Genomic DNA, 16523 nt, shown 5'->3' with positions numbered 1-16523 from the left:
ATGACGACGAGTACACAAACATTCACGTATTCCGATTATTATCAAGAATTGATTCAGGGCAACGAGCGCGACTTGATTGGATTTACAGGGTTTACAGCTGAAGATATAGAACGCTTGCACAGCATTCAATCGTTCGTTAATCAGCATGTAGAGTCACTCGTTGATCGGTTTTATGAACCCATTGTTAAAGACCCCCATCTTCGTTCAATCATTGACAATCACTCATCTGTTGATCGTCTAAAACGCATGTTTTCAAGTTACCTTTTGGATATGTTTTCTGGAAAGATTGGCGCTGAATATTTGAAACACCGTCACGTCGTCGGTGCGATTCATTACCGAATTGGGCTTAGTGAACAATGGTATATCGCTGCCTACACACGGATTCAAAATGAAATGCTATCGCTCGTAATAAATGAGCTTCCAAAAAAGGATGCCTTGTCGATCCTTCAATCTTTCCAGCGGCTCTGTTCTCTAGATATGCAAATCGCAATTGGCACATACATCGGGACGTACGCAGACTCGCTTACACAATACAACGAAGCTCGTCTTTCTCAGAATGAACAACTCACAAAAGCAGCGAAAGATCTTGCTGAACATTCTAGTGACATGAAAGCCCACGTAAGCAATCAAAGGTCCGATACTGAACGCGTGACGACCGGGTTGCAATCGTTGTATCAAGATTCTCAGCACATGCAAAACAACATGCTAGAAGCGCAATCTGATATTAGCGAATCAATGACCAATCTTGAAGCAATGGTATCCGATGTGGAAAGGTCCCGAGATAAGCTCTCTTTGTTGAACGAAAGCTCGATGAATATTGGTAAAGTGACTCAAACCATTTGGGAGATTGCAAAGAAGACGAAAGTGCTCTCATTAAATGCGAGTATTGAGGCTTCTCGAGCTGGAGAATACGGACGTGGCTTCGCGGTCGTCGCTAATGAAGTTGGAACACTTGCTGCCAACACACAACATGCACTAGAATCGATTCGAAGTCAGATCGAAGAGACACAAAACCATGTAAGTGAATTCCACGAAAGCATCGAAGCTTTGAGTAACAAAGCGAATCACATGAACGATGTAACGAATACGATTAAAAAGCGTTTAGCTGACTCTACCGAAGCAGCCGGAGAGAACTTTGCTGCGATTGAAGGATTTACGACGACCGTTGAACAGTTCCAATCCAGTTTTCATGAACTGATGGCTTCTTTTGATAAACTGGGTAGTTTCTCAGAAGAGCTTACCGATTTGCGCTTAGAAGTTCATGAACAATAAAACAAGAAAAAACGGGCGAGCACACGTATTGTTACGTGCGTTCGTCCGTTTTTTCTTGGTCCTCAAACCGTTCTTTTCGCTCCATCTGCTCTTCCTCAATTTCTTGCAAGCGCTCGTCAGCTCCGTAAATGTTCTCTACCGGTTTATCTTCTCTCAGTGGCGGCTTTCTAACGAGCAACATAATGCCCGCTGCTACGTATAAACCACCGTAAAAGAATCCCAATCCCACTGTGATGATAATGCTTAAAGCACCGACAACAATAAATATAATGCCCGCTCGTTTTGCTTTGCTTCGATACCAATAGAGTGCCATTGCTGCGGGAACGATGGCTATAAATTGCAAAATCGTAACGAACCACGTAAAAGGGACAAGTATACCGAGGACGAGTCAAACGCATACAGGTCTTCAGGAGTTACGAATGGATCTGCTTCAGCAAAGTTTCTTCCTACTCCGAAAAGAAAGTGAATTTGTAACGCGAAGACTAAAACGATGAAACTCATAAACCCGTGTAGAGTTAGCCCAATAATGCTTAACACCAATTCCCCAGTTCTTTTCAACATTTCTCACCCCAAAATTAAGCTTGCAACAGATGTACGTTGCAAGCGTCAACAAAGTTACAAAAACATGCCTAAAAAAGCAATACCTAGCACTAATAGCAACACATTTAGCAAAATAGAAATACCGTTAATAATAATTCCTGAAATCGCTACTCCAGCTCCTTCGCCTCCGGAACCAATTTCTCTTCGGGCCATCATGCCGAGAACGATACCGACCACGGCGGTTAAAAAGCCAAACCAAGAAATAAAGAAAGATGCGATACCTAATACGAGTGACGCAATCGCTTTTCCGTTCATAGAAGCCTCCTCTACTGGATGAGTTTCATAAACTCTCTCATGAAGCCAGGTAAGTCATCCCACGCATGACCAGATACGAGGTTGCCGTCGACATACACTTTCTCTGATCGAAACGTCGCACCGACAGCCTCAACTTCAGGTTTACACGCAGCGTACGCGGTCAACTCCCGGCCTTTCAAACGTTCTCCAGCAACCGCTGCAAACACTTGTACCGCGTGACAAATTGCGCCGACCGGTTTGTTCTCATCTAGAAAGTGATTCACAATCGCCGGGGTATGTTCATGCATGCGAATGTACTCAGGGCGCGTCCTCCCGCAAAATCAATCCATCATAATCTTCGGGGCGAACGTCCGCAAATGCAATATGACTTTGGAGTTCATACGAAGGCTTTTCCACAAATGTCTCGTATCCTTCGATGAAATCATGGTTGACGGTGTACAACGATTTCACAGACGGAGACGCAATGTCCGCTTCCATGCCTGCTTCGAGAAAACGATAGTACGGATAAAATACTTCCAACGCTTCTACTGCGTCACCTGTAAGAATAAGTATCTTTGCCATGCTCAATCCTCTCCTTTACCCTTTACTTCGGAACGTGAACAGGTTTTACATCTTCTTTTCCCGTTAAATTTAAAATGAAACGTGTTAACAGTGTGATTTCTTGCTCAATGTCTTGTAGAGAAATCATTTCTCGGGGTGCATGCATATACCGAAGTGGCAATGACAAAACAGCAACCGGCACGCCAGAACCGGTCAAACGCAACTGGTCAGCATCCGTCCCTGTTGTTTTGGGTGTCAATTCATACTGAAGAGAAATCCCTTCATCTTTGGCCGCACGTTCAAGCAATTCATTCACCTTTCGGTTAATCGGCGCTCCTTTTGCTAATACAGGACCCTTTTGTAAGCGGACATCCCCATTTTTCTGGGGATTAGCAGTTGGGAAATCCGTCGCAAACGTCACATCCAGCGCGATCGCGATCGTCGGCTTCGTCATCGCACCTGCAAAAAACGCACCCCCCATATTCGTTTCTTCATTGACCGTACTCACACCATACACGCCTACAGAAAGCGTTTCATCCTTTAATCTGCGGATAACTTCTGCAACGATATACGATCCCGTACGATTATCAAGCCCTCTTCCACTTAAACTTTCGTTCAATAACCGTTGCGGTTCAATCTCATATACAGCAGGATCGCCAATTTGTACGTAACGCTCGATTTCTGCTTTCGTCGTAACGCCACAGTCGATGTACAAATCATCGGTCGTCATTTTCTCTTTTGCCCCGCCATGATGTTCAGCATTTGTGCCAATAATCCCAGTAATTGTCCCGTTAGTTCCGAGTATGGTTACACGCATGCCGAGCGCGGGCAACGGACTAATGCCGCCAAGAGGTTCCACACGCAAAAAGCCAGACTCATCAATATGCTTAATCATAAATCCAATCTCATCACTATGCCCAGCAAGCAATACGCGAAACGGCGCCTCTGGCTGTAAAATCGCATACGCATTTCCTGCCCCGTCAGTTCGTAGCTCATCTGCGGAAGACTTCACGTATTCCAACCATTTCTCTTGCAGTTGCTCTTCTCTTCCTGATGGCGAGGGCGTACGTAACATTTCATACAAAAAATCATGCGGGTTTGTTTCCAAACCGTCCACCTCCTAAGCTTCTCGTATTAGTGTACCTTAGATCGCAAAATTCTTTCCACAACCAAATAAATTAAATGGTATGATTATTCAAATAATATAACAAAAGAGGTGTCTAGCTCATGTTTACGCACGTAACACGTTTTTGCGATCGAATTGTCCAACGCTATTTGCCCGATGCCTTTCTTTTCGCCCTTATTTTAACTTTTATCGTCTTTTTGCTCGGCATTTTCATCACCGACAGCTCACCCATTGCCATGGTGCAGTTTTGGGGAGAAGGGTTTTGGGACTTACTAGAGTTTGCTATGCAAATGTCTTTGATCGTCGTGACCGGCTACATACTCGCAAATAGTTCTGTCGTAAAAAGCATCCTTGCCCGCTTAGCATTGTTCGCCAATACACCTGGACAAGCAATCATGCTCGTCACCCTCGTCGCAACCTTTGCCTGCCTCATTAACTATGGGTTTGGCTTAGTCATCGGGGCACTGTTCGCACGCCACGTCGTCCAACAAGTGCCCAAAGTGAACTTCCGCTTGCTCGTCGCCTCCGCTTACAGTGGGATGCTCGTCTGGCACGGCGGACTATCTGGCTCCATCCCACTCACCATCGCCACACCCGGTCACTTTCTCGAAGATATGATGGGGACAATCCCCATCGGGGAGACATTGTTTTCACCATTTAACTTGTTCATCGTCATTACAATGGTCATCTTACTGCCCATTATGAACCGACTGCTCATGAGAGCTGCAGACTCATCACAAAAAATTGAGCCTGTCTTTACCGAGCAAGCCGCGGCTAAGGAAGAAACGATCGATGACAAGCCAAAAACAGCAGCTGATCGATTAGAAAACAGTCAGATCATCTCGCTCGTTATCGGGGGCCTTGGACTCATATTCGTCGTCATGCATTTCGTACAAAACGGTTTGGATCTTAATTTAAACATCGTTAATTTCACGTTTCTTTTCCTAGGTATATTGTTGCACAAAACGCCACGAAGATTTCTAAAAACAGTGAGTGATGCGGTACGTAACGCCGGTGGCATCATTATTCAGTTCCCGTTTTACGCAGGGATCATGGGCATGATGGTCGAATCAGGTTTATCGGATATGATGTCGGAAATGTTTATCCTCATTTCCAATGAAGCGACGTTCCCACTTTTCACATTTATTAGCGCCGCCATTGTGAACTTCTTCGTCCCTTCTGGTGGTGGTCAGTGGGCTGTTCAAGGACCGATTATGATGAGTGCTGCCTATGAAATCGGTGCAGAGCCGGCAAGAATTGCGATGGCGGTTGCTTGGGGGGACGCGTGGACGAACATGATTCAGCCGTTTTGGACGTTGCCACTTCTCGCGATTGCTGGACTTAAGGTCCGTGACATTATGGGCTTTTGCGTCATTATTCTCATCTGGTCATTCATTCCGATAGCGATCGGTTTACTGTTTATATAGACCAACTGCGGGGACAAATGTCCCCGCAGTTCTCTAGTTCTTCACCGCGTGCAAAAGGATGGACTCCCCAGCAAACGAATGTAGTTCATCTCTTTTTGTGATGATGTTGAATTTCTGTTTATGGTCGTCTGATGATGCTAACAACAAATCGGTCAATTCTTTTCTCGTTTCGTTCGGTACGTCCAAACGATCGCACCAATCTGTAAAGAGAAACGTTTTCGTAAAGCGTTGGACACGCTCTACAGTAAAGCCTGCACGTTCAACCATCTGAACCCACTCGCTTTTCTTCCACGCACGGAAATGACTCGGGTCACGCTTCTTTTCAACCGTATTATAAAACTCGTCCCAATCATCATTTTCAGGTGCGGTGTTGTCCAAGATGTATAAGCTACCTCCAGTTTGGATGACACGGTGCGCCCCTTCAAGGAATTGATCTGGGCGTTCAAAGTGGTGAGCCGCAATGCGGCATACAGCAACATCGTACGATGAATTGGGAAAATCTAGCTTTTCTGCGTCCCCTTCAACGTAGGATACATTCTCAAAACCGTTCTTTGTGATGAACGCCTCGGCCGTCCCAAGCATTTCTTTCGTTAAGTCCATCGCCGTTACTTCATTCACGTGGGGAGCTGCGGCTAAACTCACGTGACCCGCCCCGGTCGCAATGTCTAACAAACGTTCATACTTGTTATGCTCCAACTCGGCCACGAGCAGACGCAAGTCCTCACCTTTGGCATGCAGTTGACTCGTGACATAATTGGCAGAGGCAGAGGAAAACGTTTGTTGAACGGTTTTCTTAAAGTCACTCATTTTCATCACTCCTTCTATAAATAGTTTACGGTAGCTTGAAGGAAAACACGACTAACGATGTCGAATAGGTAGGGATAAGAAAAAATGATAGGAGTTTTTTGTATGTTCGTGAGAGAGGTCACTCGAGAGGACGCAGCACCACTCGCTCGTCTATTAAAGGACGTTGACGCATCGAATGTGATGCTGTATCACCCTGGTGAGCGAAAAGCACGCCCGGATGGATTAGAAAAGCACATTCAAAACATTCAACATACCCCGCATAGCCGCTGGTTTGTTGCTGTAAATCATAACGAAGCACTCTGTGGCTATGTATTTATGATGGGAAATGACTTACGAAGAACCAAGCACCGAGCATTTGTTGTGATCGGTGTTGACGAGCGGGCAAGAGGGCAAGGTGTAGGGTCACAGCTCATGCAACACGCAGAGACGTGGGCAGAAAGCGCCGGCGTGCACCGTTTAGAACTGACCACACTTGTCCACAATCACGCCGCCATATCCCTTTATTCATCACTCGGTTATGAACAGGAAGGCATTCGCTACGCATCCCTTTGCATAGACGATGTCTACCATGATGAACTCTATTTCTATAAGCTGCTTACATAACAATTAATGAGGTGAACAGACCATGAAGATTACACATGCCATCGTGAAAGAAGTTAGTGAAAATTTTAGCTCAGGTCTCACCGACGCCACCCTTGGAAAACCTGATCTTGCCCGCGCCCGTGAGCAACATGCCAACTACGTTCAAGCGCTTAAAGACTGCGGAGTTCAAATAACCGTTCTTCCTGCTGATGATCGTTTTCCTGATTCGACTTTTGTGGAAGACCCTGCTGTCGTGTTGCCGGATTGCGCGATTTTGACTCGACCGGGCACACGTGAGCGAATCGAAGAAACGGCACTTATGAGAGACACGCTCACGCCGTTATTTAACACAACTGAAACGATCGTCTCCCCTGGCACACTTGAAGGCGGCGACGTGCTTCGGTGGATAACCATGTTTACATCGGCATATCAGCTCGTACGAATGAAAAAGGCGCCACGCAGTTAATGGAGATCCTAACACGCTTTAATGTGAGTAGTTCGACCGTTCCGGTGCAGCACATTCTTCACCTTAAAACAGGTTGTACGTATATGGGAGACAATTACATGCTCGTCGCAGGCGAATTCGTACAAGACCCAGCGTTTACAACGTTTGATCGAATCGTTGTGCCGGATGAAGAAGCGTATGCGGCCAACTGCCTACGGATCAACGATCATTTAATCATGCCAAAAGGTTATCCACAAACTCGTGCACAATTGCAAAAACTCGGTCTGCCCATTATTGAGCTAGACATGTCTGAGTTTGAAAAGCAAGACGGTAGCCTCACTTGTTTATCACTTCGTTTCTAAGAAGCGCTCAATCCGATCCCAATACGTTGGGTCTGTATGAATCGTGTTGTGCCCGTGCTCGCCAATGACGATCCATTCAGCTGTGTCTTGTGATTCATACAAGGCACGGCTACGCTCGAAGGGGACTACTTCATCATCACCGGCAACGATCATGAGCATCGGTGCGCTCACGTCTTGCAAATGTTCCTTCGTATCAAACGGATGGCGCAACAACAAATCAACCGGTAAAAACGGGAATTGCGCGGCACCTACGCTTGCTAGCCGATCAAAAGGGGTCACGAAAATCGCACGGTCAACGTCGCGGTTGTCCGCCACATACGCGGCAACAGCCGTTCCTAAGCTCCTGCCCATCACCGTGATTTGTTCAGCGTTCTCGGCCACTTCATCATACACGTACAGCGCATCCGAAAATAATTCTTCTTCACCTGGCGTACCTTCGCTTGCACCGTATCCCCGGTAATTCATGAGTACGACATTTCTTTCTGGCCAGCGCTCGTTCACTTCGGCCGCTTTGTCCGACACATTTTCGGCATTGCCACCGTAATAAAGGATCATGTCCTGTTTTGAATTCCCAACGAACCACCCGTGTAACAGCGTGCCGTCCGGTGTTTGTACAATCATCTCTTCCACACCGTCCGCAGCCTCTAACCGGGCCGTTTGTGCCTCATCCACAGCGGTTGGGTGAAAAATGATTTGCTCTTGAAAAAAATAGATCAGACCGACCATGGCTAGAAAAACACTACCAATCATCGTTAGAATCTTTGCGAATCGCACGTGTCCACACCCCTTAACATAATGCCAACGTACCATGAATACATTGAATAATCACGTTTTATCGGGAGTGGTTTTCAATGGATGCTTCAACAGAACGAACGTATGGGTTGTTTCTGCATTTAAGTGCATTTTCTGGCTTCATCATTCCGTTAGCTACACTTTTTGCTCCTCTCATTCTTTGGCTCATCAAACGTCATGAGTCTGAATATGTGGATGCGCACGGAAAAGCCGCCGTCAATTTTCAGATTTCTTATTTCATTTATGCGATCGTCTCATCTATTCTCATATTCGTATTTATTGGCTTCGTGCTCGTATTTATCGTCGGCATTGCTGGATCGTATTCGTTATCATTGCGACCGTCAAAGCATCGAACGGTGAGTTATACAAATATCCGCTGTCGATTCCATTTATAAGGTAGAACATCGGTTTGAAAAACGTCCCGATCAAAAAGATCGGGACGTTTTTCTATATAAGCGAATTACTCATCGTCAAACACGATGTACGTTGCTTTTACCGGTCCGTGCACGCCGACGACTAGGCTCATTTCAATATCTGCGCTGTTAGAGGGTCCGGATATGAAATTGATGCAAGACGGCAAGCGTTCACCATTTTCTACCCGTTGATGAATTTCGTAAGTCGCTTGTGTCATTCTCGGTACAAGAGAACTTTTCGGGATAATGGCAATATACGTCTCGGGTAAGAGGCTTACCGCTCTGCCTTTTTCACTTGAACTGAACAATACGACTGTCCCAGACTCGGCAAGTGTCATGTCGCTGTACGTAATCCCGACCGTTGCTTGTTCGGCAACCCGAATGTTCTCATCACTTTCCGGGTCCCAAATAAATGTGTCCACGTCCAGTTGCTTCATCTGCTCTTGAAAACGATCATCTAGACCCACATCTTTAAGCCGGGGATCGTCCCACATAAGATACGACTGTGCTTGATAACGACCGAACGTTTCTGCTACCGCTTTGGCGACACCACTTTTTTCAACTTCGATCACATCTGTATGAATGTGCTGGCACTGCTCTTTGAATACGTCGAGCAGTTCATCAGGCGTCGCATTTGCATACACATCCCATTGAGGGCGGTGCTTATAAACTGGGCGTTCCACGTGGTCGACACGCGCTCTACCCATCTTTTCTGCAATGTTGTTCAGAAATGATTTCCGATTTTGGACCGTACCTCTACTCATCTTGACCATCTCCTTTGCCACGACGCATCCACCAATCGCGAAAACGGTCGCGAGAAGGAGCAGGTAGATCACGTGAACGTGTCCATTCTTTAATTAAGCTCGGTCCCGAAGATATGCGATCCCCTTTTGTCCAAGGCTTTAAGGCAAGGTGAGCATTCTTAGAAGCGAGACGATAAAGTTTAGAACTACTCACGCCGGTACCAAATAGCCTCATTGACCAACGCTCAGGCATAGACCCTAACTTTTCTTTTTCGGTAATGATTTGGCGGTGAGCAATCAGATGTTCATGCAACGGAATCTTTACTGGACAAGCTTCTGTACACGCTGCGCATAATGACGAAGCATATGGCAAGTCTTTATTGTTCTCATACCCATCGAGAAGCGGTGTAAGGACCGCGCCAATCGGTCCATTATAAATGGACCCGTACGCATGACCACCGACGTGACGATAGACTGGGCACACGTTCACACAAGCAGCACAACGGATACAGTGCAATGCGGATTGAAATTGTGTGCCTAAGATTTTGGAGCGTCCGTTATCGACGATGACGAGGTGAAATTCTTCTGGACCGTCCACCTCGCCTTCTGTTTTCGGTCCAGTGAGGCCTGTAATGTATGACGTTAGCTTTTGCCCAACCGCACTTCGACAAAGCAGACTGACCAATACGTCGAGCTCTTCCCAAGTTGGAACGATCCGCTCCATCCCCATGACGGTTACTTGCGTTTTTGGCAATGCACTTACAAGTCTCGCGTTTCCTTCATTCGTCACAAGTGAAATTGAACCTGATTCTGCGACCGCAAAGTTGCAACCGGTAATGCCAAGGTCAGCATCTAAAAACTCTTGGCGAAGCTGTTCACGAGCGAAACGTGTGAGTTCATCTGGATCATCTGTTTCGCTGTACCCTTTCCGCTCTTTAAACACATCACGAATTTGGGAGCGGTTTTTATGAAGTGCAGGCGCGACAATGTGAGAAGGTGGGTCGTGATCATCGATTTGGAGAATGTATTCGCCTAGGTCTGTCTCGATCACTTCTCGGCCATCGGCTTCGAGCACTTCATTTAACGAGATTTCTTCGGTGACCATCGACTTTGATTTAACAATCTTTTTCGCTTCTTTTTTCCTGGCAACTTCACGCACGTATGCATTCGCTTCTTCCGCCGTTTCTGCGAAGAATACGTGCCCACCCATTTCAGCAATGTTGTCGCTCAGCTGTTCCAAGTAATAGTCTAAATGATTGAGCGTATGTGTACGGATTTCCTCTCCGTGATCACGCCACGCTTCCCAATCCCCGAGCTGCTCTGAGGATGTATGTTTACGCTCCCGCAAACGCTCTTGCGCTGAGCGTACCGCCCCTCGCATGAACGCATCTTCCAGACCTGTGTCAACTCGCTCGGCAAATGCATCGCTACCTACTCGTAATGGCACGGAATCGTCCTCCTCTACGTATTATTGATGATTCAAGACTTCGGTAATGTGCATTACGCGAACACCGCTTTTTTCCCGTGACAACTTCCCTCCAATGTTCATTAAACAACCGGCATCCGCTCCGATTAAAATGTCTGCATTCGTTTCTCTTACACAATCGGCTTTCTCTTGTACCATCTCTGTAGAAATCTGTGGCATTTTCACGGCAAACGTACCGCCAAACCCACAGCAATCATGCTTGTTTGGTAAGTCAATCATCTCTAACCCTTTTACGTTTTCTAGCAACTTCATCGGTGCATCTTTCACACCGAGAAGCCTCGTCATATGGCAAGACGTGTGGTACGTTGCCGTTCCTTGAAAACGCGCGCCTGTATCTTCGACTCCAAGTACATTTACAAGAAACTCCGTCACTTCAAATGTCTTTTCTGCCAACGCTTCTGCCTTCTGTTCCCACTCCTTGTCGTCACTCAGAAGATGTGAGTATTCATGGAGCATGGCTGCGCATGAGCCAGAAGGCGTGACGACGTATTCCGAATCTTGAAAGGCGGTGATGGTCTGCTTTGCCGCCTTTTTCGCATCCTCATGATAGCCGCTATTAAACGCCGGCTGACCACAACATGTTTGCGAAGCTGGGAAATCTACACGGCAGTCAAATCGTTCCAACAGTTCCACTGTCGCACGACCTGCATTCGGGTAGAAATGGTCCCCAAGACACGTGATAAACAAGGAAACGTTCATGTCCATTCACTCCTTTTACGTTATTGATGAAATATGTTTTCTTTATTGTAATGCAAACCGTCCAGTTCTTGTTTCTTTTTTTGTCCAATGATGATCATGGCAATGATGAAAAGAGCTACCGCACCGAGAATGGCTGTTCCGATTCCAGAGCCGTGAATAGCGATCATACCAAGCCCCCCTGCAAACACGAGGTAATACGTGAGCGGGATCATCATTCTTCGAATGAACGTTCCTTCTTTACCAGAGATACCCGCGGAAGCTGAAGCAGCGACGACGTTATGCACGCAAATCAGGTTCCCAGCAGCTCCACCGACAGCTTGCAATGCGACAATGATTAGCGGCTCATCATTAATTCATCGGCTACACCAAACTGGAATAGCGAGAACATCATGTTGCTCACCGTGTTACTTCCAGCAACGAAGGCGCCTAACGCACCAACAATCGGGGCAAATAACGGATACAAATCACCGGTGAAATTCGCGAGCCAATTCGCCATTGTGAGCGGCATACTTTCGAGCCCTGAGAGATTTACATCGGTATTGATGAAGATTTGGACGAGTGGTACCGAGAACAAAAGTGCAATAATCGCTCCCGAAACCGTTTTAAATGATGTTTTTACAGCGGACCAGTATTGTTTGAATGACAATTGATGTAACCAGATACAAATGATTGAAACCGCAATGAGCGTCATGCCCGGTATGTCTAAAATCACACTGCTAATATCAATGTCTGTGCCAAATAGTGAAGAAACCGCGATCTCTGTACGTGCAATCCAATCTTGGAACGGAAGCCAGTCGATTTTAATGACAATTAAGATGAGAGCAACAAGGACATACGGCATCCAAGCTCTTAGACTTGTCATCCGCCTGAAGGGGCACGATCCAACGATAACTTCATGTTGCTTAGCCATTCTGGCTCCCAATGCTTCTTCTCAGGGAAGTCCCAATGATGCTTTGGCATGAACCACCCTTTTCTTGCCGCAGGGATCACGATTGCAAGTCCAATGAGGCCTCCTAATAGCGCTGGGAATTCAGCCCTAATAAATTGGCTACAAGGACGGATGGGACGGTGAATGCCAACCCTCCGAAAATCGCAAATTTCCAGATGGCCAACCCTTCTTTAAACGAACGGTTTTTGCCGAAGAAGAACGTGAGCATCGCCACCATAAAAAGAGGAATAAATGTACCGATGATTCCATGAAAAATTGCCACTTGCGCACCGACATCGGTAATGAATGCGTTGTAATCCGAATATGTAGAATTTGAAATAAAGTTCGTGACGATCTCATTGCCTTCAAGCCCTGACCCTACACCGACAAGAATCGGTGTTCCAATTGCACCGAAAGAAACAGGGGCAGATTGCAACATGAGCGCAACCATCACCGCGGCCATCGCCGGAAAACCTACAGCAATGAGTAACGGACCGATAATTGTCGCTGGCGCCCCCCAACCGGCAGCACCTTCAAGAAACGTACCGAACAACCAACAAATAATAATGACTTGAATTCTTCTGTCCGGAGAAATTTGCGTAAATCCATTACGGATCGTCTGAACCGCTCCACTCTCTTTGAGTGTATTCAATAAAAGCAACGCGCCGAACACAATAATGGCAACTTCAAGCGCTGTAACTAGACCATTTGTAGCTGCAGCAGCGACTTGTGAACCGGGAACATCCCAAACAAATAAAGAGATGATCACAGTGACAACGAACGCGATTGGCATCGCCACTTTCGCCGGCCAACGTAAAATAACAAGAAAGAAAAATACCGCAACGATCGGTAAAATCGCAATCAAACTTAATAACCCTTCACTCATTATAAACGCTCCCTACCCCTAAGTCATCAGATGACCTTATGTCTATATGCAGACCATTATAAGTGAAACGCTTTCATAGTTCAAGAAAAGGTTTTCAAAGTTACGAAGAATCGGGCTTTGTGGCAGAGGAATGAATGGTGTGGCTCCAGACGATCGGGCAATATCGGTTTGCTCTTATCGTTTGGCGTGCAAAACAGCCAGTGGTTTTTTAGAAGTACTCGAAGTGTCACAAATATGCGTTTGTGTGACCGTTCATTCCGGAAAACCAACATTATTATCGTCGATTGTCACTTAAGCGTCTCATATTGTCACAAATCAAAATATATGAGGCATTCCGTGCCATAAAGTAGCCCATTTGAGGGAGGATTGTCACAAAAAAATGTGTGAGAACCACGCAGTTAGCGTGCACACTTTGGAAAGCGTACCGGTCAGAAATTCTTCGAATGCTACCTGCTTATTCGGGATACTAGCGTAAACGGTTCTTGTCTTCTCTTCACCTTCACAACTAGCGACTCGTTTTGTGGAAATGCCCTGTCGACGACCCTCTAGCGTCAAAGATCGGCATGGACCATGCCGACACAAGTTCGGTTTCATTTCGGCACCTTAGGTGCCGATGGTTGCTCGTCGTTGAGAGGGATCTCGTCACACGCTGAACGTGGATCGACAGACAGGCCCGAGGGCAAGCAATCATTCCCCTTCCATACAACGTGCAAAATCTATCGCATACGTTTGAGAGGTCACCGAAAAAGGAAATTGAAACTCGCAAATAGGTCGGAGGGTTCGCATTCACGAGTTGCACAAAAAGCGAGATGTTTTTACTTACGGGTATTTATGAGTGGCTCGTCTGGCTATGGTAGCATTTGCAACAACGAAACGCGGAAAAGAAAAGAAATCTTACCATAGGGAGCTCTATGGTAAAATTTTCGCCCTGCTCGGTGCTATATAAGTTGAACAAAAGAATTTCTTTAAGAACCAATGGGTAGCTCGGTAAAGTGGAAACTGTGCTCGAGTTGCGACCGAACTGTTCTCAAGTTGGGGAAGATCGCAAGAAAAGCGATATATTCTCATAAACTAGGGAACAGAATGTGCAAACTCGGTAACAGATCATAAGGTCATGTGTACATCCCCACGCCGAACCGAGTCCGGTTTGGCTTCGGCCTGCTGGGGCCGACGAGTCGTTGGCACTCCAGCCTGAAATCTGCGCGCAAGTTGGGACAAACTGTGCAAAAGAGCACCACGCTGCCCCTCCAACCCAAAACTAAACAGTGCAAGTCAAGAACGTATTTAGTTCATTCTATATAGAAGAGGGAAATTTAAAAACGGATACGATTTTTTCTTGATATCAATAGAACATCCCGAATAGACGAGATCTATGATGAGTTCATTACATCCCCAGCGCCCCAAGTCACTAGAACCCCAACATCGATTGGACCCGATCGGGTTTGTTTCCCTGAGAACGGCAATAACCTAATTAATATATTGACTTAGCAAACTTTCCACACTTTGCAAGTGGTCCATCATCAGCTCTCCAGCGCGAGCGACTTGTCGTTTTTCGATCGCGGTATAAATCGCCATATGCTCTTCGTGTAATTGCTCGGCACGTACTTTTTCTGAATATAGCCAGATTCTTCTCGTTTCGAGCATCGTTTCGACGGTGAGGTCAGCGACGCTTTGCAATAGGCGCACGAGCATGTCGTTTTTCGAGGCACGAGCCACTTGCATATGAAACGCCCAATCTGCTTTCTCTCCAAGCTTCTCATCGTCCATATGAATGTTCATTAGATGAAGGGCTTCCTTCATTTGTTGTAAATCCTCTTCCGTCCGATGCTTGGCAGCGGCTTGCACAGAGCCGACTTCTAATATTTTACGTACTTCAAGCAACTCTTTAATTTCTTTCGGATTCACGAGCAACAACGAGGAGTATGGGATTTTTAAATCAATCGACTCATACGAACGAACGAACGTGCCTTCTCCGTGCCGAATATCAACGAGACCCGTCGCCCGTAGCGCACTTAACGCCTCGCGAATGGCCGAGCGCCCAACAGCGAATCGTTCGGCAAGTTTTTCTACCGATTCCAACCGATCACCAGGTTTTAGATCTCCTTTTTCAATGGCGCCTTTTAAGGAGTCTGCCACCTCTTCATAGATCTTTTTGGAACGAACACGTTCGTACTTCATCAAGAGCCTCTCCTTCGGATACATTGTTATTCTCTTCATTGTATCAATCGAACCCCGCACGTCAACTCACACAAAAAACAAGCTAACAGGAGTCAAGTCTTCAATGGAAAACGTTATCGACTTGATAGGTTAAATAAAGACTAGGGTACACGGATGACCGCCTTTACTAGTCTGTTTATCAATCCTTCTTACTGTTATTATTCCGAAACCATAATGCTACGACCATCATGGCAATCATTAACAGGGTAACTCTAATATACGTAGACTCAAAGTTTACAGTTGGTGGCGTTCCAGTAATTACCCAATCAACTGTTACAAATACGATTGCTATCACAATAAGTATGTAGAATTTTATCGTTGTTAGGTTAATCATGGTGCGTCAATCCCCCTGAATTATTGAAGAGAAAAAATCAATTATCATCTAGGAATTCCTACTTCATCTTCAAAGTAACGATTACATTTATAACTACAAGATGTAAAGTGCATAAAGACTCCAGCAACCTTAGGTGATGCTCCTGCTCTGCCAATGTCTTTCGCCACTGCTTACCAATAACCTTCGTGATTTTTCAAGTACTGATTGACCTTATTAATACGAACAAGCCCCCGTTATCCAACGAGAGCCTGTTCATCTTTTTACTTAATTAAATTAATGCCACCGATAATCGGTAGCGACTTCTTCGTTTTCTGCGTTGCATTCACGATGCCAACGACAAATAGCGCGAGCACGAGCAACATTCCGACCGGATAGAGCAACCAACCAATCAGAGGAATATTACCAATGACATTTACAGCGATGACGAGCAGTAGTAACAACAACCCTTGGTTCGCATGGTGCCGCGCAAACGCTGAATCTTTCGCAGCGAGAAGTGGCACGAAGAATAAAATGTATGCAACAATACCTAAACCCATGTTTTCTTCAGCATCACGGTCTGGTCGTTTTTGGATCTCATTCATGCAATCAGCTCCTTACTCGTATTTACGA

Annotated in this window: 18 protein-coding genes and 2 pseudogenes; 6 read left to right on the top strand and 14 right to left on the bottom strand. The window is 46.0% G+C overall.

Going from position 1 to position 16523, the window contains the following annotated elements:
• Positions 1-1272, top strand: a complete 1272-nt coding sequence (locus JCM19037_RS03400; RefSeq protein WP_042397882.1) for a globin-coupled sensor protein — start codon at positions 1-3, stop codon at positions 1270-1272.
• 31 nt (positions 1273-1303) lie between these two features.
• Here JCM19037_RS03400 and JCM19037_RS03395 read toward each other — a convergent pair whose 3' ends face one another.
• The 4 genes and pseudogenes from JCM19037_RS03395 to JCM19037_RS03375 all read right to left on the bottom strand — a co-directional run bounded on the left by JCM19037_RS03395 (position 1304) and on the right by JCM19037_RS03375 (position 3775).
• Positions 1304-1615, bottom strand: coding sequence for a hypothetical protein (locus tag JCM19037_RS03395; protein ID WP_042397879.1), 312 nt, complete (start codon positions 1613-1615; stop codon positions 1304-1306).
• 272 nt (positions 1616-1887) lie between these two features.
• The gene (locus JCM19037_RS03385; RefSeq protein WP_052363498.1) at positions 1888-2127 is read right to left on the bottom strand and encodes a DUF4190 domain-containing protein; all 240 of its coding nucleotides are present in this window, start codon (positions 2125-2127) and stop codon (positions 1888-1890) included.
• Between the two features lie 11 nt (positions 2128-2138).
• Positions 2139-2688 (bottom strand): annotated as a pseudogene (locus JCM19037_RS03380) (DJ-1/PfpI family protein).
• A gap of 22 nt (positions 2689-2710) precedes the next feature.
• Positions 2711-3775, bottom strand: coding sequence for a M20/M25/M40 family metallo-hydrolase (locus tag JCM19037_RS03375; RefSeq protein ID WP_238544518.1), 1065 nt, complete (start codon positions 3773-3775; stop codon positions 2711-2713).
• Positions 3776-3894: 119 nt separating this feature from the next.
• On the opposite strand from JCM19037_RS03375, the gene JCM19037_RS03370 reads away from it, so the two are divergent.
• Positions 3895-5220 (top strand): short-chain fatty acid transporter, encoded by a 1326-nt coding sequence (locus JCM19037_RS03370; RefSeq protein ID WP_042397873.1) that lies wholly within the window; start codon positions 3895-3897, stop codon positions 5218-5220.
• A gap of 33 nt (positions 5221-5253) precedes the next feature.
• Here the strand turns inward: JCM19037_RS03370 and JCM19037_RS03365 are convergent, their stop codons facing one another.
• Positions 5254-6033 carry a class I SAM-dependent methyltransferase gene (locus tag JCM19037_RS03365; RefSeq protein ID WP_304412685.1) on the bottom strand — a complete coding sequence of 260 codons (780 nt, stop codon included), beginning with the start codon at positions 6031-6033 and terminating at the stop codon, positions 5254-5256.
• A 96-nt stretch (positions 6034-6129) separates the two neighbouring features.
• Here JCM19037_RS03365 and JCM19037_RS03360 point away from each other — a divergent pair, with 96 nt between their 5' ends.
• From JCM19037_RS03360 to JCM19037_RS26620, 3 genes are read left to right on the top strand one after another with little or no spacing between them, the layout of a single operon-like run.
• A complete protein-coding gene (locus JCM19037_RS03360) occupies positions 6130-6630 on the top strand; it encodes a GNAT family N-acetyltransferase (protein ID WP_042397867.1) in 501 nt (166 codons plus the stop codon).
• A 22-nt stretch (positions 6631-6652) separates the two neighbouring features.
• Complete coding sequence (locus JCM19037_RS26625) at positions 6653-7075, top strand: hypothetical protein (protein WP_238544517.1); 423 nt, start codon at positions 6653-6655, stop codon at positions 7073-7075.
• Positions 7075-7416, top strand: coding sequence for a hypothetical protein (locus JCM19037_RS26620; RefSeq protein WP_238544516.1), 342 nt, complete (start codon positions 7075-7077; stop codon positions 7414-7416). Before JCM19037_RS26625 ends, JCM19037_RS26620 begins: the two co-directional genes overlap by 1 nt.
• Here the strand turns inward: JCM19037_RS26620 and JCM19037_RS03350 are convergent.
• Positions 7402-8190 carry an alpha/beta hydrolase gene (locus JCM19037_RS03350; protein WP_052363497.1) on the bottom strand — a complete coding sequence of 263 codons (789 nt, stop codon included), beginning with the start codon at positions 8188-8190 and terminating at the stop codon, positions 7402-7404. The genes JCM19037_RS26620 and JCM19037_RS03350 overlap by 15 nt on opposite strands.
• A 77-nt stretch (positions 8191-8267) precedes the next feature.
• Here JCM19037_RS03350 and JCM19037_RS29835 point away from each other — a divergent pair.
• Positions 8268-8608: pseudogene (locus tag JCM19037_RS29835) on the top strand (DUF4870 domain-containing protein).
• Between the two features lie 60 nt (positions 8609-8668).
• Here JCM19037_RS29835 and JCM19037_RS03340 read toward each other — a convergent pair.
• From JCM19037_RS03340 to JCM19037_RS03310, 8 genes are all read right to left on the bottom strand, one after another.
• A complete protein-coding gene (locus tag JCM19037_RS03340) occupies positions 8669-9385 on the bottom strand; it encodes a lactate utilization protein C (protein WP_042397864.1) in 717 nt (238 codons plus the stop codon).
• Complete coding sequence (locus JCM19037_RS03335) at positions 9378-10811, bottom strand: LutB/LldF family L-lactate oxidation iron-sulfur protein (protein WP_042397861.1); 1434 nt, start codon at positions 10809-10811, stop codon at positions 9378-9380. Before JCM19037_RS03335 ends, JCM19037_RS03340 begins: the two co-directional genes overlap by 8 nt.
• A 21-nt stretch (positions 10812-10832) precedes the next feature.
• Positions 10833-11549, bottom strand: a complete 717-nt coding sequence (locus JCM19037_RS03330) for a (Fe-S)-binding protein (protein WP_042397858.1) — start codon at positions 11547-11549, stop codon at positions 10833-10835.
• A gap of 20 nt (positions 11550-11569) precedes the next feature.
• Complete coding sequence (locus JCM19037_RS28160) at positions 11570-11833, bottom strand: L-lactate permease (protein ID WP_255357837.1); 264 nt, start codon at positions 11831-11833, stop codon at positions 11570-11572.
• Between the two features lie 50 nt (positions 11834-11883).
• Complete coding sequence (locus JCM19037_RS28155; protein ID WP_255357836.1) at positions 11884-12411, bottom strand: L-lactate permease; 528 nt, start codon at positions 12409-12411, stop codon at positions 11884-11886.
• Positions 12412-12562: 151 nt separating this feature from the next.
• Positions 12563-13363, bottom strand: coding sequence for an L-lactate permease (locus JCM19037_RS26600; RefSeq protein ID WP_238544515.1), 801 nt, complete (start codon positions 13361-13363; stop codon positions 12563-12565).
• Between the two features lie 1467 nt (positions 13364-14830).
• Positions 14831-15541, bottom strand: a complete 711-nt coding sequence (locus JCM19037_RS03320) for a FadR/GntR family transcriptional regulator (protein WP_042397855.1) — start codon at positions 15539-15541, stop codon at positions 14831-14833.
• A 633-nt stretch (positions 15542-16174) separates the two neighbouring features.
• Positions 16175-16495: a hypothetical protein gene (locus JCM19037_RS03310; protein WP_042397850.1), complete on the bottom strand. Its 321-nt coding sequence runs from the start codon at positions 16493-16495 to the stop codon at positions 16175-16177.
• Between the last annotated feature and the right edge of the window lie 28 nt (positions 16496-16523).

The sequence above is a fragment of the Geomicrobium sp. JCM 19037 genome (assembly GCF_000698105.1).
In the GTDB taxonomy this organism is placed as follows: Bacteria; Bacillota; Bacilli; order Bacillales; family Marinococcaceae; genus Geomicrobium_A.
This window is presented reverse-complemented; position numbering and strand designations above follow the sequence as displayed.

Bases quoted from the DNA above. Each gene is read 5' to 3' on its own strand.
- JCM19037_RS03310 (WP_042397850.1), bottom strand. From the start codon at position 16,495: ATGAATGAGATCCAAAAACGACCAGACCGTGATGCTGAAGAAAACATG.
- JCM19037_RS03320 (WP_042397855.1), bottom strand. From the start codon at position 15,541: ATGAAGTACGAACGTGTTCGTTCCAAAAAGATCTATGAAGAGGTGGCA.
- JCM19037_RS28155 (WP_255357836.1), bottom strand. From the start codon at position 12,411: ATGACAAGTCTAAGAGCTTGGATGCCGTATGTCCTTGTTGCTCTCATC.
- JCM19037_RS26625 (WP_238544517.1), top strand. From the start codon at position 6,653: ATGAAGATTACACATGCCATCGTGAAAGAAGTTAGTGAAAATTTTAGC.
- JCM19037_RS03385 (WP_052363498.1), bottom strand. From the start codon at position 2,127: ATGAACGGAAAAGCGATTGCGTCACTCGTATTAGGTATCGCATCTTTC.
- JCM19037_RS03365 (WP_304412685.1), bottom strand. From the start codon at position 6,033: ATGAAAATGAGTGACTTTAAGAAAACCGTTCAACAAACGTTTTCCTCT.
- JCM19037_RS03330 (WP_042397858.1), bottom strand. From the start codon at position 11,549: ATGAACGTTTCCTTGTTTATCACGTGTCTTGGGGACCATTTCTACCCG.
- JCM19037_RS26620 (WP_238544516.1), top strand. From the start codon at position 7,075: ATGGAGATCCTAACACGCTTTAATGTGAGTAGTTCGACCGTTCCGGTG.
- JCM19037_RS03360 (WP_042397867.1), top strand. From the start codon at position 6,130: ATGTTCGTGAGAGAGGTCACTCGAGAGGACGCAGCACCACTCGCTCGT.
- JCM19037_RS03400 (WP_042397882.1), top strand. From the start codon at position 1: ATGACGACGAGTACACAAACATTCACGTATTCCGATTATTATCAAGAA.
- JCM19037_RS03370 (WP_042397873.1), top strand. From the start codon at position 3,895: ATGTTTACGCACGTAACACGTTTTTGCGATCGAATTGTCCAACGCTAT.
- JCM19037_RS03340 (WP_042397864.1), bottom strand. From the start codon at position 9,385: ATGAGTAGAGGTACGGTCCAAAATCGGAAATCATTTCTGAACAACATT.
- JCM19037_RS26600 (WP_238544515.1), bottom strand. From the start codon at position 13,363: ATGAGTGAAGGGTTATTAAGTTTGATTGCGATTTTACCGATCGTTGCG.